The 14,119-nt window shown below is 69.6% G+C and carries 14 protein-coding genes; all 14 read right to left on the reverse strand.

Annotation, left to right across the window (positions count from 1 at the left end; genetic code table 11):
- Window positions 1-251: 251 nt before the first annotated feature.
- The 14 genes from VF106_RS38320 to VF106_RS38385 all read right to left on the reverse strand — a co-directional run bounded on the left by VF106_RS38320 (window position 252) and on the right by VF106_RS38385 (window position 14,083).
- Complete coding sequence (locus tag VF106_RS38320) at window positions 252-677, reverse strand: SgcJ/EcaC family oxidoreductase (protein ID WP_330844883.1); 426 nt, start codon at window positions 675-677, stop codon at window positions 252-254.
- Between the two features lie 27 nt (window positions 678-704).
- Window positions 705-1,883, reverse strand: coding sequence for an acyl-CoA dehydrogenase family protein (locus VF106_RS38325; RefSeq protein WP_414639157.1), 1,179 nt, complete (start codon window positions 1,881-1,883; stop codon window positions 705-707).
- A gap of 89 nt (window positions 1,884-1,972) precedes the next feature.
- A complete protein-coding gene (locus tag VF106_RS38330) occupies window positions 1,973-2,470 on the reverse strand; it encodes a GNAT family N-acetyltransferase (protein WP_330844884.1) in 498 nt (165 codons plus the stop codon).
- Window positions 2,463-3,704, reverse strand: coding sequence for an MDR family MFS transporter (locus tag VF106_RS38335; RefSeq protein WP_330844885.1), 1,242 nt, complete (start codon window positions 3,702-3,704; stop codon window positions 2,463-2,465). Before VF106_RS38335 ends, VF106_RS38330 begins: the two co-directional genes overlap by 8 nt.
- Window positions 3,705-3,709: 5 nt before the next feature.
- Complete coding sequence (locus VF106_RS38340) at window positions 3,710-5,848, reverse strand: SagD/YcaO family ATP-dependent cyclodehydratase (protein ID WP_330844886.1); 2,139 nt, start codon at window positions 5,846-5,848, stop codon at window positions 3,710-3,712.
- A 448-nt stretch (window positions 5,849-6,296) separates the two neighbouring features.
- Window positions 6,297-6,749, reverse strand: coding sequence for a DoxX family protein (locus tag VF106_RS38345; RefSeq protein ID WP_330844887.1), 453 nt, complete (start codon window positions 6,747-6,749; stop codon window positions 6,297-6,299).
- Between the two features lie 124 nt (window positions 6,750-6,873).
- Window positions 6,874-7,503 carry a LysE family translocator gene (locus VF106_RS38350; protein WP_330844888.1) on the reverse strand — a complete coding sequence of 210 codons (630 nt, stop codon included), beginning with the start codon at window positions 7,501-7,503 and terminating at the stop codon, window positions 6,874-6,876.
- Entirely contained in the window at window positions 7,500-8,087 is a 588-nt protein-coding gene (locus VF106_RS38355; RefSeq protein WP_330844889.1) for a UbiX family flavin prenyltransferase, read from the reverse strand. Before VF106_RS38355 ends, VF106_RS38350 begins: the two co-directional genes overlap by 4 nt.
- On the reverse strand, window positions 8,087-9,490 hold the full coding sequence (locus VF106_RS38360; RefSeq protein WP_330844890.1) for a UbiD family decarboxylase domain-containing protein: 1,404 nt from the start codon (window positions 9,488-9,490) through the stop codon (window positions 8,087-8,089). Before VF106_RS38360 ends, VF106_RS38355 begins: the two co-directional genes overlap by 1 nt.
- Window positions 9,487-10,173, reverse strand: a complete 687-nt coding sequence (locus VF106_RS38365; RefSeq protein WP_330844891.1) for a beta/alpha barrel domain-containing protein — start codon at window positions 10,171-10,173, stop codon at window positions 9,487-9,489. Before VF106_RS38365 ends, VF106_RS38360 begins: the two co-directional genes overlap by 4 nt.
- Complete coding sequence (locus VF106_RS38370; RefSeq protein ID WP_330844892.1) at window positions 10,170-10,880, reverse strand: phosphoribosylanthranilate isomerase; 711 nt, start codon at window positions 10,878-10,880, stop codon at window positions 10,170-10,172. The genes VF106_RS38365 and VF106_RS38370 overlap by 4 nt, the downstream gene beginning before the upstream one ends.
- On the reverse strand, window positions 10,873-12,237 hold the full coding sequence (locus VF106_RS38375) for a TrpB-like pyridoxal phosphate-dependent enzyme (RefSeq protein ID WP_330844893.1): 1,365 nt from the start codon (window positions 12,235-12,237) through the stop codon (window positions 10,873-10,875). Before VF106_RS38375 ends, VF106_RS38370 begins: the two co-directional genes overlap by 8 nt.
- The gene (locus VF106_RS38380; protein ID WP_330844894.1) at window positions 12,234-12,929 is read right to left on the reverse strand and encodes a transglutaminase-like domain-containing protein; all 696 of its coding nucleotides are present in this window, start codon (window positions 12,927-12,929) and stop codon (window positions 12,234-12,236) included. Before VF106_RS38380 ends, VF106_RS38375 begins: the two co-directional genes overlap by 4 nt.
- Window positions 12,926-14,083 (reverse strand): acyl-CoA dehydrogenase family protein, encoded by a 1,158-nt coding sequence (locus tag VF106_RS38385; protein WP_330844895.1) that lies wholly within the window; start codon window positions 14,081-14,083, stop codon window positions 12,926-12,928. The genes VF106_RS38380 and VF106_RS38385 overlap by 4 nt, the downstream gene beginning before the upstream one ends.
- Window positions 14,084-14,119: the final 36 nt, after the last annotated feature.

The following is a 14,119-nucleotide window of genomic DNA, read 5'->3' on the forward strand; positions in this document are numbered from 1 at the left end:
ACGTTCCCGACGAAGTTCGTCTCCTCGAACCCCACCCGGTGCCGGATCTCGTAGTACCCAGCCATATCGCTCAGTCACTCCTCCGGGTCGGTCACACGTTCGGTTTTCCAGGTCAAGCATGTAATACCGTCGCCGCCGGGCGACACTCCGATCGTGCTTTGACCGGCGTAAACCCCTGAAAGCACTGGTGAAGAACACAAATGTGGGCCGCTGTCCGTCCACACCGGACAGCGGCCCACACGTTCTTCCGGTCAGGCGGCGCGGCTGACGCCCGTCGCGCTCGCGTCGAAGCGCGGCGAGTTCTGGTAGGCGGCCAGCCGCCACTCACCGTCGCGCCGGACGACCAGCCAGGAGGCCCGGATCGCGCCGTTCTCCGACACCTCGGTCTCACCGGACTCGAGGACACCGCCGCTGCTCAGCAGGATCGCCACGTCCGGCCCGAGCACCCGGATGCCGATCGGCTTTCCGGTCACCTGGGTGCCCTTGTACTTGCCCTCGAACGCCTTCGCGAAGTAGTCGCGGATCTCGTCACGGCCGTTGCAGAACACGCCGGCCAGGATCATGGTGCCGTCCTCGACGAACAGGTTGGCGATCGTCTCCGCCTCCCCGTAGGCCCACCCCGACACCATCCTCTGTGTCAGTGCGGCGATCGCGGCCTGGTCCGAACTGGCGGTCATGGTTTTCTCCGTTCCTGGGGGTCAACGCTAGATGTAGAGCGAGTTGGGTTCGAGTCCACACAGGACCCGGCCGTAGAGCTCGAAGTTGGTGTTCGGGTGCATGAGGGCGTGCAGGTTGACCGCCTGGATGTCCCGGTTGATCCGCTGCATGGGGATCCCGCTGTAGATGGAGGATCCGCCACTGGCCGTTGCGAGGATGTCCACCGACTCCTTGGCCAGCCGCACCACCGCGCCGACGTCGGCGCGTGCCCTGGCCCGCTCCTCGAGCTTCCACTCGGTGCCCTCGGCGCTCTTGGTGTCCACCTGGGTCGCCAGGCGCCGAGCGTGGAACTCGGCCTGGTCGCTCTTCAGCGTCGCCTCGGCGACCTGGAAGTGGGTGACGGGCGCCTCGCGCTGGCTCTCGTAACCGGTGTAGGTGATCTTCCGGTCCGGAAGCCGCTTCAGGAAGAGTTCCTGAGCGCCCTTCGTGATGCCAACCAGCGTGCCGACCGAGGCCGCGGAGGCGACCGGCAGCAGCGGCGCGCGGTACACCGGGGAGTTGGCGTTGCGCTGGGAGGCGATCTGTCCCTGCAGCACGGCCGGCAGCGGCAGGATGCGCTCTGCGGGGATGAACAGGTCCTTCGCCACCGTGCTGACGCTGCCGGTGCCACGCAGGCCCGACGTGTGCCAGTCGTCCACGACCAGCAGGTCCGACATCGGCACCAGCGCCATGATCGGGTACGGCTCACCGTCCGGCGGGACGAGGATCGCGATGATCTCCTGCCAGTGCGCGTGGTGGGCGCCGCTGATGAAGCCCCACTTGCCGTTCACGACGACACCGCCGTCGACGGGAGTGGCCATCCCAGACGGGCTCAGCGTCCCGCACACGCGGACGTCCGGCGTCGAGAAGACCTCGTCCTGCACCTCGTCGGGGAACTGGCAGGCCATCCAGGTCGGGATCCAGTACACCGACGCCACCCACGAGGTGGAGCCACATCCCTGGCCGAGCGCCGTACCGACGTCGACCAGCGTGTTGCTGTCCACCTCGTAGCCGCCGAAGTGCTTGGGCCGCCGCAACTTGAACACGCCGGCGTCGGCCAGCGCCTCGATCGTCTCGTCGTGCAGCCGCCGGTTCTCCTCCGCCCAGGACGCGTGCTTTCGCAGGAGCGGGATCAAATCCGACGCCTTGCGCGCGATGTGTTCGCGCGTCGGGATCGTGGTGGCCAAGATATCCTCCAAGCAAAAGGAACGGGCGCCGGTAGTGCCATTTCGAGGTTGCGCTCGCGAACGCCAGAACGCATCTCCCGCCTTGCGGGTTAGGACAGTGGGCGGGCGAGCAGGTCCACGCCGTCCGGCGGTCCGGTCAGTTCGCCGACCTTCACCCATCCCCACCGGCGGTACAGCTCGCGTGCCGGCGCCTTGGTCGACGCCGCGAGCACCGCGCACCGTTCGGTGCGGTCGGCCAGCAGCTCGTCCAGCAGTCCTCGGCCGTGCCCCTGGCCCCGCAGCTCCGGGACGACCGCGAGCTCGTAGACGTAGAACAGCGGCCAGCACACGTCCGCGGGCGCGGGCGTGGCGGCTCTCGGGTGCCACCACCCGTCGTCGCGGCGCACCCCGTAGGCGAACCCGCCGAGCGCACCGCAGTCGCGGACGCCGGTCACGCAGAACCCGGGGAGCGCGGCGTGCTCGGCCAGCTGCCGGGCGAACCCGGCCGCTGCCGCCGCGTCCTCGTGGTACGGCGGTTCCCGGTAGACCCGGTGGTAGACCTCGCGGAACTCCGCGACGTCGGGGACACCGGCGGCGCGCTCATACACCGGCGGTCTCCCGCCGCGCGTGCCCGGGGAGCACCCGTTCCAGCCTGCGCAACACGAGGACCGCGCCGAGACAGCACGCGCTGAGCGCGAGCCACGGCAGGACTGGTCCCTTCGCCAGCAGCCAGGTGAAGCCCGCGGGCGCCATGACCCTGGCCACGCTCCACATCAGCTCCTCCAACCCGAGATAGCGGCCCCGCAGGTGCTCGGCCGCGATCGCCACCGTCAGCGCGCTGCTCGTCGGCGCCTGGAGCAGTTCCGCGACGGTGAAGACGACCATGCCCAGCGCGAGCAGGCCCAACGCCATCCCAGCGTCCCCCGACGGCACCATCGCGAACAACGCGAACGACACCACCCAGATGCCGGCGGCCAGTTGGAGCACCCTGGTCCTGCGGTGCCGTTCGATCATCCCGGCCACCGCGGTCTGTGCCAGCACCACCAGTGCGGTGTTGATCGCGAACAGCACCCCGGGCTGCCACGCTGGCAACCCGCGTGCCTCGATCACGTAGGCGCTCATGAGGACGGTCAACGCGAGGTCGCACAGCGCGAACACGCACACCGTCGTCAGCACACCGAGGAACGCGCGGTCGGAGAGCACCTCCCGATACCCACCGCGTTCTCGCGGTCGCCCGTCGGCCCGTCGTGGTGGCTCGCCCGAACGCCACGACGCGAAGAGCCCGGCCGCGGCGAGGAACGAGATCGCGTTGAGCAGCACGACCGCGGTGTATCCGCCGGTGCCGCCCCAGGTGACCAGCACGCTGCCGACGAGGCCGCCGACACCGATGCCGACATTGCGCAGTGCCCGCTCCATCGCGTACCAACGCACCCGCTGCCCGTCGTCGGCGACCTGGGCCACCAGCGCGGCGGCCCCCGGCCAGAACATGCTCTCACCCCACAGTGTGATCGTGACCAGCACGACCAACTGCCATGGCACGTCGGCGAACACGTAGCCGCCGAAGGTCAGCACTCGGATCAGCAGGCTCGCGATCACCACTCGCCGCGGCCCGAACCGGTCGACCAGTTGGCCTGTCAGCGGGCCGGCGGGCAGGGAGAGCAGCGCGGCGACCGACAGGATCGCGCCGACGGTGGTCAGTGGAATTCCCTTGGCGGCGTGGAAGTACACGACCGCGAACGGCAGGAAGAGCCCGGTGCCCAGTGCGTCGACGGCCTGCGCGACGATCAGGGGCACGCGCCCCCGGGTGTTGGGGAGGGCGAGCGCGTCGATGAGAGCCATCATGTCCCTCAGGCGTGGGGCAGCGGGAAGACGTTGAACTCGTTCTCGGCCAACGGTTCCGTTCGCCAGCCGAGTTCCACCGCGGCGCGGCTGATCCGGCCGTTCCCCCAGAACGGCAGCCCGGCGGGAAAGTTCGACACCAGTCCCGGCACGAGCGTGTGGACCGCGCTGAGCCCGGCGGCCTCGACGTCACAGGTGGTCATGTCGACCGTGATCACCTCGAAGCCGCGGGCCTCGACGCGGGCCAGGTACGTGGCCAGCTTTCGCTCACCGAGGTCCGGGAGGCCGTCCCATGAGCGGGTGGGCAGGTCACGCACCAGCGGCGCGACTCTCTCCCCGGCCCTCGGGTCCAGGTAGATCTGCTGCTGGCACAGCAGGTCGCGGACATCGGCGAAGTCGTCGCGGTACGAGTCGAGATAGCGCCGGTCGGCCCGGTACGGCTTGAGGTTGCCCAGGTGCGGCAGGTCCGCCTGTCCGCTGGCCAGCTCCTGCTCGTTGTCCAGGTAGTGGCAGGTGTGGTGCAGTGTGAACCCCTCGGCGAGCGCCTTCTCCGCCGCGGCCATGGCGTTGGGCCGGGTGGCGAAGCCGACGGTCAGCCACCCGGTCTCGCGGTCGCGCACCGTCGCGGCGACGACCGGGACACCGAACTCGTTGTCCAGGTGAATCAGCGTGACCTCGTAGGTGTCGAGGCTGTCGGCGATCAACGCGCGGATCCCGTCTGGCAACGGCAGTCGCGGAAGGCGGGCGGCGTTCGCCCACCACAGCATCGTGGTGTCGCGCTCGATCACCTCCTCCAGCCCTGAGGTGATGGCGTGCTCGGTGTCCACGCCGGCGGCCACACCGGCCACCAGCGGGTCGGAGTAGCGGACGGGGTCGTACTCCCCGTGGGAGGCAAGGAAAGCGGGCACCCAGACTGGCTCGCCGGTCGTCCAGGAGCGGCCCTCGACCCACGCGCACTCCGCGTCCACGGTGAGCGGCGCGAACGGGAAGCCGTCCGACTGGTACTGCCGCGCCGAGAACAGGTGCAGCCGGCGGGGGTCGAGCACGGGCACGCCCGCGCGACTCAGCTCGGCGTAGCTGCCGTGCCGGAGCCGGTCCTTGGGCAACCAGCTGCCGCAGTACCGCTCCACCGCCTCGCCGACGGCGCTGCGGCGGGCCGGGTCGAAGTCGGACCACGAGGTGCCGAAGGCCTGGCGGTCGTTGGGCCAGTCGGCGACGCGCCGCATGTCGGCCACGTCGACCGCACACACCCGCAGCCGAGCCGGCATACCAGGAATCGGGGCCAGTTCGTGCACGCCGGTGACCACGCCGACCTGGTCGTCGACCAGCAGGTTCGCCTCGGCGTCACCGCGGACCACGGGCCGGGGGCGGGTTGGCACCGGCAGCACGGTCCGGCGGAGCTGGGTGAGCGAGCCGGGGTCCAGCTCGACCTCGGGCAGGGGCTCGCCAGCGATCCAGCGTTCGAGGTGGACGCCGAGCTGCGCGGCCACCCAGCGAGCGTCGCCGCCGCGGAAACCGGGGCTGTGCTCCTCCGGTGCGGCCATGATCGCGTCGACGATCCGGGGGTCCTGCGCGGCGGACCGCCTGCGGTCCACGACGTCGGCGAAGTCGACCGTGACGCCGGGCGTGATCGCCGGCCCGAGGATCGCCCTGCCGCGTTCGCGACGCAACGGCAGCCAGCGCAGGCCGAACCGGGCGCACTCCTCGCCGATGCGGGTGAGCTGGGCGTAGGCGGGGTGGTCGAACGCCGCGACGAGCACGGTGTCGCGGACGTCCACATCGGAGAGATCCGCGGGCGCTGGCGCGACACGGGCGTAGCCGCTCAGCGCGTGTGCCAGCGCGGCGGTGAGGTCCGGCGAGCCGGTGGTGAGCACGGTGGTGCCGGCGTCCCGCGTTCCCGAGACGGGACGCAGACAACCGTCCTGCGCGAGGACGTCGACCACCTCGGCGTACTCGGGCGCCATGTCCACCAGAAGCTCGGCCCGGGTCCGGGTCCCGTCGCAGCGCGCGGCCCACGCCCGGAACTCGGTGGTCGGCGCGGAAATGTAGAACTGCCCACCGTTCGGGGTGACGAGGAGGCACAGATCCCGTTCGAGGTCGTAGAGTTCGACGTCCACGAGCTCCAGGTTCACGTCTTCTGCTGGCATTTCAGCCCCTCGTCGAATAGGATTGCGGTATTAAAAGGCCACGGCCTTGGGGGCCAGCCCAAGACCGTGGCGTGTACCTGCTCTGTCAGTCAGGTTTACTTCGCGACCGCGCGGTTGTGCGTAACCGCGCGGTTGTGCGTCACGGCGCGGTTGTGCGTGACAGCCCGGTTGTGGGTCACCGCGCGGATGCTGGTGGTCTCCACCGTCGAGATCATGCAATTACCTCCTGGTTGTTTGCGATTTCTCGCGTCACCACTCGGGGTGACGATTACTAGTGTTGGGCATATCGCCTCTAGTGCGCGACTTCTCCCGTGCTCGCCTGATGGTTGTTCGCCCCTCGCCGCATCCTCGCCAACTGTTGGACCCCCGCTGAACTCTCGACATAGCACGCAAAGAAGCAGGCCGGGTGACGTGGTCACCCGGCCTGCTTCTCTTGTGGGAGGGGAGTTCAGCGGCGACGGCGCCGCAGGGTGTCGACGGCGAACGCGCCCGACCCGAGGGTGCCGATCAGCAGGAAGATCCAGCTGAACAGCGCGGCCGGCTCGCCGCCGTTCGGGATGGGGAACAGCGCGATCGGCTGGTGGACGGTGAAGTAGGCGTAGGCCATCGCGCCAGAGCACAGCAGTGCCGCTGGCCGGGTGAACAGGCCGACCAGCACGAAGGCGCCGGCGACCAGGTGGATCATCGAGCCCCACCAGTCCGGCCAGGAGAACGCGGCGACTGTGCCGCCCAGGCCGTCGACGCCACCGAAGGCGCCCCACAAACCCACCAAACCGTGACAGATGAACAGGAACGACACCACCACGCGAGTCACGCCGAGAACAGCGGCCGGCACCTTTCCGGTGACCGGCGAGTCCGTCGACGTAGTGGGTGACTCGGTGGTGTGCAGGGTCGCAGTCATGAACTGTGCATCCTTCCGTTGAGAGGAATCCGAACCTTCTTCGTCAGGGTCGAAGAAGGCACGACCGGATCTTTCGGCCCGGTCCGAACCAGACGAACGTGGTGAGCGAGCACCTCCACGAGACTCAGGCCAGTGCGGCGAACACCCCCAGCCCCAGCAAGGTGATGCTGGACACCAGGCGCTGCCAGAACTGGAACTTCGGGTTGCGGTCCAACCACCGACCGACCGCCACGGAGCCGAGCGCGTACAGCAGGTCCAGCGCCAGCGCGATGACGAAGAACACGAGGCCCAGGATCAGTGTCTGGCTGGGCACCGAGCTCCGGTCCGGGTCGATGAACTGTGGGAACAGTGCGAGGAAGAACAGCGCCACCTTCGGGTTCAGCACGTTCACCAGCGCGGCGCTGCCCAGTGTGCGCAGCAGTGACTGGTCGGGCACCACCTGCGCCAACTGGCTTTTCGGGGCACGGGACGCCCGGTAGGCGAGGTACACGAGGTACGCCGCGCCGGCGTACTTCAGGACGTTGAACGCCACCGGCGACGCGGCGATCAACGCGGAGATGCCGATCACCGTGCCGAAGACGTGCACGAGCGTGCCAAGCTCGACCCCGAAAGCGGACGCGAACGCCGCACGGCGACCGTAGCTGATCCCCTTGCTCAGGATGAAGAACATGTTCGGTCCTGGCACGATCACGAGCAGGAACGCCGTGCCGGCGAACAGCAGGAGCGTCGCGGTCGGCGGGATGCTGAGGTTCATGGCGATGTTCCGTTTCCGTGCGCTTTCATCCGTCCCGTCCACCTCGGCGTGTCCGGCAGCTCGAGTCCGAACTGGTCGAGGACCCGGCTGACGACGTGGTCGACGACGTCGTCGACGGAGTCGGGTTTCAGGTAGAACGCCGGCACCGGCGGGACGATCACCGCGCCGAGCCGTGACAGGCCGAGCATGTTCCGCAGGTGGACTTCCGACAACGGCAGTTCCCTCGGGATCAGCACGAGCTTGCGGCGTTCCTTCAGTGTCACGTCGGCCGCGCGCGGGATCAGGCCCTCGCCGTATCCACTGTGGATCCCGGCGAGTGTCTTCATGCTGCACGGTGCGATGACCATGCCGTCCGTGCGGAACGACCCGCTGGCGATCACGGCACTCGCGTCACCTGGCGCGTGCACGTGGTCGGCGAGGTCACACACCTCGCGCGCCGAGTACTCGGTCTCCATCTCCAGCGTCGCCCGGCCCCAGCGGGACAGCACAAGGTGCGTGCTCACCCCGAGCGCACCGAGCGCCGCAAGCAGTCGGATACCGATGATCGACCCGCTCGCTCCGGTGATACCCACGACGACTCTCATCAGGCGGCTCCCTTCGCCGGCATGGCGAAGCTGCGCCGCACGGTGTCACGCAACGCGAACGGCACCGTGGCGTCGATCAGCGTCCGCTGCCCGTCGCCGGCCGGCAACCCGCGGGCACCCGCCCAGGCCGCGGTCTGGGATGGGTCCATGGCGAGCGGCCGGTATCCGGTGAACGTGACGGCGCCGCCGAGGTTGCAGCGCGTGGTGACCGCCCACCAGACGTCCTCCGCGCACCGCACGTCCACGTCGTCGTCGACGCAGACGATCAGCTTGACGAACGGGTGCCGGTCGAAGATCCGTCGCGCGAGCGGCGCGAGATCCTCGTCGCGCACGGATCGCTTGCGCACGGCCAGGAACAGGGTGAGCATGCCACCACCGGCCGGCGAGAGGTGGACGTCGTGCACGATGCCGAGGTCGTCACCCATGGCGACCGACAGCGCGCCGGCGAGGCCCAGGATCACCGACTGCTCCCGGCCGGGGCCGATCACCGCCTGGTAGACCGGATCCCGCCGCGTGGTCACCGCGGTCACCGTGAGCACAGGGACCGTGTCGCGGGCGTCGCCGTCGTAGCCGAGGAACTCCGGCATCGACACGTCCGGCACGCCGTCCACCGACTCCGCCGTGACCTGGTCGTCGAGATGGCCCTCGAGCACGATCTCCGACTCGGCCAGCACGTCGGTGTCCTGGCTGACCGCACCCGCCAGCGCGATCGACTCCCCCGCCAGCGCGCCGGCCACGGCCAGCTTGTCCGCCGTCGGCGCGAGCAGGTCCGCGGTCAACGCGGCGGCGACGACCGCGGCGGGCGGCGCGCCGATGTTCACCGAAACCGGCAGTCGCTCCCCTGTGGACACCGCACGGTCGTGCAGCGCGCGCAGGCGACGGCTCGGCAGCATCCAGATCGCGAGCCGGTCCTTGCCGACGATCAGCATGCGATGTGTGGACAGCGCGACGGCGCCGGTGTCCGGATCCCGTGCGTACACCACCCCCAGCGTCAGGTACCGGCCCGCGTCCCGGGGGGTGGCAAGCAGCGCTGGCAGCGCCGTCACGTCCACTTCGGACGCGACCAGCTCCTGACAATGCGGGCGCTCGACCCGATGTGGCGGCCGTGCCGCGGCGAGCAGGTCGGCGACGGCGACGGGGCTGGCGTGCGCCGGCAGCCCGGGCAGCCACGACCGCACCCGCGGCTCACTGCCGTACGCCCCGAGGAGCACCGGCATCGCCGCGCCGCCGGTCCGGTACGTCACCACCTTTTCCTCGCGCGCGAAGGAGTTCGCCGGGATGCCGGCGTACTGGGCGGCGAAGTGCGCGATGATGCCGTCTGCGGGCACGTCGTGCTCGGCGCGGTCGCCCTCGCACAGCGCGGCCAGCGCGGCGCGGAGCGAGTTCGCCGGGTTGCCGGTCACCGCAGACACTCCCGAAGCTCGGCCAGCCACGCGCCGGGGCTGGCCGAGGAGAGCAGCCCGGTCCCGACGAGCAGCCCGGTGTAACCCGCCTCGATCAGGCGGGCGCCGTCGGCCGGGCTGGTGATCCCGCTCGCGCTGACCGCACACAGGACGTTGGCCGCACGCAGTGCCGCCAGAAGCCGCACACTGCGGTTCAGGTCGCCATCGCCGCGTTCGCGGGTGGCGATGTCCTTGTTGTTCACCGCGACCACGCACTGCTCAGGGCGGCGCAGCGCGGCAAGCTCCTGTTCGTCCACGATCTCCACGAACGGCGTGAGACCGAGTGCCAGTACCGAGTCGACCAGCCGGTTCAGCACGTCCGCCGGCAGCAGGCCCGCGGTCAGCAGCACCGCGGACGCGCCGTGGTCGGCCGCGGTCCGCAGCTGCGCCTTGCGGGTCAGGAAGTCCTTCTGCAACACGGGAAGCGTGGTGTGCGCGGTGACCCGTGGCAGCAGGTCGGCGGTGCCCCCGAACCACCGTCCGGTCACGACGGACACGCAGCCGATCCCGTTGTCGGCGTACGCGTCCAACACGTCCTCGACAGCACGATCACCAAGAAGCGCCACACCGGCGGAGGACCGCAGCTTGATCTCCCCGATGACCGGCACGGTCGCACTCTCCAAAGCGGAGGCGAACTTACTCACGCCGCCTCCTCGCCCGCTTCGTGCCATGCCTGACGGATCGCGGCAACCCGGGTCACAGCGAGGTGGCCGTTCGCGTCGCGGGCCGCGGAGTCCACGTCGATGCCGAGGAACTGGGGATGTGCCCGGACCGCGGCGAACCGTGCCGCGTTGGTGGCGGAGATGCCGCCGGCGAGCAGGAACGGCGCGTCCGCCGCTTCCGCGACCGAAAGCGCCACCGCCGGGTCGATCTCGCGGCCGGTGCTGCCGACGCCGCCGTCCGCACCGACCGCGTCCAGCAGGAACACGTCCACGCCTGCCCGCCGGTAGGACCGCAACAGCCGCTGCTCGTGCGACACCGCACCGTCCACATGCAACACCTTGACCACGGTCGCGCCGGTGGCCTTGATCGCACGCACGACCGGCGGCGCCTGGTAGCCGTGCAGCTGTACGACGCCGATCCCGGACTCGGTCAACGCGTCGGCCACCGCGGCCGGGTCACCGGTGAACGTGACGAGAACCGGTGTCCGGCCCCGCGCCACGGCCGCCGCGGCGAGCTCCGTGAGCCGTGCGCGGTCGAGGTCGGCGTGCCCACCGGAAACGCCGTGCCACAAGCCGATCAGGTCGGCGCCCCCGTCGGCGAGCGCGGACACGTCGACGCCGCTGGTAGCGCCACACACCTTGAGGAGCGTGGCGCCCAGCGGCGTCTCGAACGGCGTCAGATCAGGCATCAGGCACAACGGGTAGATCGTTCAGCGCGGCCGCCACCCCGACGGAGTCGTACGGCTCGTCCCGCAGGTCGCCGGTCAGGTAGGCCTGGTACGCCGAGAGGTCGAAGTGCCCGTGCCCGGACAGTCCGAAGACGATGGTCTCGCCGCGGCCCTCCTCCTTGCAGCGCAACGCCTCCGTGATGGCCGCGGAGATGGCGTGCGTCGACTCAGGAGCGGGCACGATGCCCTCGGACTTCGCGAAGGTCAGACCCGCGGCGAAGCAGTCGGTCTGGCTGATCGCGACCGGCTCGATGTAGCCCTGCTCGACCGCGCCGCTGACCAGTGGCGCCATCCCGTGGTACCGCAGACCGCCGGCGTGGAAGGCGGGCGGCACGAACCCGTGGCCGAGCGTGTGCATGCGCAGCAACGGGGTCAGCCCGGCCGTGTCGCCGAAGTCGTAGGCGAACTTGCCCTGGGTCAGGGTCGGGCACGCGGCGGGCTCCGCCGCGATCACGCGCACGTCGGACCGCCCGGCCAGCTTCTCGCCGATGAACGGGAAGCTGAGCCCACCGAGGTTGCTGCCGCCGCCGGCACAGCCGATGACCACGTCGGCCTGGTCGTCGGCGAGTTCCAGCTGCCGCAGCGCCTCCTTGCCGATCACCGACTGGTGCAGCAGCACGTGGTTGAGCACGCTGCCGCCCGCGTAGTTGGTGAGCGGGTCGTTCGCCGCCAGCTCGACCGCCTCGGACGTGGCGATGCCGAGGCTGCCGGTGCAGTCCGGGTCGTCGGCCAGGATCGCGCGGCCCGCAGCGGTTTCCGTACTGGGGGACGGCACACAGCGCGCGCCGTAGGTCTCCATCAGCAGCCGGCGGTAGGGCTTCTGGTGGAAGCTGACCTTGACCATGTAGACGGTCACGTCCAGCCCGAGCAACGCGCCGGCGAAGGACAGCGCCGAACCCCACTGGCCGGCGCCGGTCTCGGTCACCAGCCGGGTGATGCCGGCTTCCTTGTTGTAGAACACCTGCGGGATGGCGGTGTTCGGCTTGTGGCTGCCCGCGGGGCTGACGCCCTCGTACTTGTAGTAGATCCGCGCCGGGGTGTCCAGCGCCTGCTCCAGCCGGCGGGCGCGGAACAGCGGGGAGGGCCGCCACTGCGCGTACAGCTGGCGCACCTGCTCGGGGATCTCGACCTCGCGCTCCGTGCTCAGCTCCTGGCGCGCCAACTCCTCCGGCATGATCGGGGCCAGGTCGTCGACGGTGATCGGCGCGCCGGTCCCCGGGTGCAGGAGCGGGTCGAGTCCGGGTAAGTCGGCCGCGATGTTGTACCAGGTAGTCGGTAGGTCCCGCTCGGTGAGCTGGAACTTGATCTGGCCGGTCATGCTGCGTCTCCTTGGCTGGTCTGGTTACGGTCGGCGTCGGCGACGAGCGTGCCGGCGACGAACCTCGTCGGGCTCGCGAACAACGCGGGGTGGGCGGCCCGGAGCCCGGTCAGCACCAGGTCGTAGGGGAAGTCGTCGAACTCCCCGTGTTCGGTGAGGAACTCCATGTGCTTGCGACCCTTGAGGTCGTACGGGTGGTGGAGGCTGTCGTGCTCTCCGTCGAAGTCCAGTGGCGCGATGCCGTACAACCGGCACAGTGTCCGGTTGAACACCGGCGTCGCGCGGACCCAGCGCTGTCCGTTGTGGACGACCGTGAGGCCGTGGAAGGTGAACACTTCGCCGCCGACCAGCTCCAGCAGCCGTGGCGAGGCGAGGTGGTTGCGCACGTCGGTCAGCAGCAGCTTGCTGGGCACACCGACCGCGCGCAGGGTCGCCGCGTAGAGCACCGACTTGTGCAGGCACATGCCCGTGCCCCGGGTGATCACCTGGCTGGCTCGCAGTCCCGCACGGGACAGGTCGGCGCCGAAGACCTCGTAGTTGACGCGGTCGCGGACCGCCTTGTACAGCGCGACGGCCCGCGAGATCGGGTCGTTCGCGTCCGCCGGGAGCCACCGGTGCACGAACTCGGCGACCTCGGCCGAGTCGTGGTCGAGGAACTCGGTCACGCGCAACTGCGCGTCGGTCACCGTCATGCCGCCCTGCTCCCGCCGAGTCCGAGAGCGCTGGCGATCCGGTTGCGCTGGATCTCCGACGTGCCCGAGTAGATGGTGCCGGCCACGGCGTTGCGCAGGTCCTTCTCCACGCCGTACTCGGCCATGTAGCCGTTGCCGCCGAGGATCTGCACCGCGGCCATCGCGGAGGCCATGTTCTGCTCGCTGGCGACGAGCTTGGTGATCGCGAGGTCGGTGGTGATGTTCTCACCGGCCGCGAACTTCGCCGCCGTGTCGTAGAGCCATTTCCGCGTGGTCTCCACGCCGATCTTCATGTCCGCGATCTTGTGCGAGACGGCCTGGAACGACCCGATCGGCGACCCGAACGCGGACCGCTCCTTCGCGTAGGCGATGACCTGTTCGAGACGGTGCTCCATCTCGCCCAGGTTGATCACGAACGAGCAGAGGATCTCCCACTTCATCACGTGGTCCAGGACGAGGAAGCCACCGCCGGGCCGGCCGACGACGTGCTCGGCGGGCACCCGGCAGTCGTCGAAGAACAGCTCGGTGAGCGGCGACGTGCGCAGCCCCATCTTCGGAATCGGGTTGCCCACGGCGAAACCCGGTGTCTCGCGCTCCACAACGAACGGGGTGATCCCCAGTGGCCCGCCGTCGGGGTGGGTGCGTGCGTAGACCACGAAGACGTCGGCGACGGCGCCGTTGCTGACGAACGTCTTGCTGCCGTTGAGCACGTAGTGGTCGCCGTCCCTGCGTGCGGTGGTACGCATGGCCAGCGCGTCGGAACCGGATCCCGGCTCGGTGATCGCGTGCGCGCCGATCCGGTCACCGTCGCAGATGGCCGGCAGGAACCGTGCCCTCAGCGCCTCGTTGCCGAAGCGCTGGACGGGAATGCCCGTGCTCACGATGTGTGTGGACACGGAGAAGTTGAGTCCACCGTCCCGGCACACGTTGCCGAGACCCTCCAACAGGTACATGGTGGTGAGCAGGTCCTGACCGAGCCCACCCCACGACTCGTCGAACGGGATCCGGAGCAGGTCCGTCTGCTGGATCAGCTTCCATTTGTCGTAAGGAAACGTGCCGGCGGCGTCGGCGGCTACGTGGTCGGCACTCAGCTTGTCCGACCACGCGGCCAACGCCTCACGTAATCGTCGTTGTTCTGGGCCCCAGTTTTGCATGATTCTCTCCGCTAGTCCGGTGCCCCATGCTGGCAT

The organism is Actinophytocola sp. (assembly GCF_036378875.1).
In the GTDB taxonomy this organism is placed as follows: Bacteria; Actinomycetota; Actinomycetes; order Mycobacteriales; family Pseudonocardiaceae; genus Actinophytocola.

Bases quoted from the DNA above. Each gene is read 5' to 3' on its own strand.
- VF106_RS38320 (WP_330844883.1), bottom strand. From the start codon at position 677: ATGACCGCCAGTTCGGACCAGGCCGCGATCGCCGCACTGACACAGAGG.
- VF106_RS38335 (WP_330844885.1), bottom strand. From the start codon at position 3,704: ATGATGGCTCTCATCGACGCGCTCGCCCTCCCCAACACCCGGGGGCGC.
- VF106_RS38340 (WP_330844886.1), bottom strand. From the start codon at position 5,848: ATGCCAGCAGAAGACGTGAACCTGGAGCTCGTGGACGTCGAACTCTAC.
- VF106_RS38345 (WP_330844887.1), bottom strand. From the start codon at position 6,749: ATGACTGCGACCCTGCACACCACCGAGTCACCCACTACGTCGACGGAC.
- VF106_RS38350 (WP_330844888.1), bottom strand. From the start codon at position 7,503: ATGAACCTCAGCATCCCGCCGACCGCGACGCTCCTGCTGTTCGCCGGC.
- VF106_RS38355 (WP_330844889.1), bottom strand. From the start codon at position 8,087: ATGAGAGTCGTCGTGGGTATCACCGGAGCGAGCGGGTCGATCATCGGT.
- VF106_RS38370 (WP_330844892.1), bottom strand. From the start codon at position 10,880: ATGCCTGATCTGACGCCGTTCGAGACGCCGCTGGGCGCCACGCTCCTC.
- VF106_RS38375 (WP_330844893.1), bottom strand. From the start codon at position 12,237: ATGACCGGCCAGATCAAGTTCCAGCTCACCGAGCGGGACCTACCGACT.
- VF106_RS38380 (WP_330844894.1), bottom strand. From the start codon at position 12,929: ATGACGGTGACCGACGCGCAGTTGCGCGTGACCGAGTTCCTCGACCAC.
- VF106_RS38385 (WP_330844895.1), bottom strand. From the start codon at position 14,083: ATGCAAAACTGGGGCCCAGAACAACGACGATTACGTGAGGCGTTGGCC.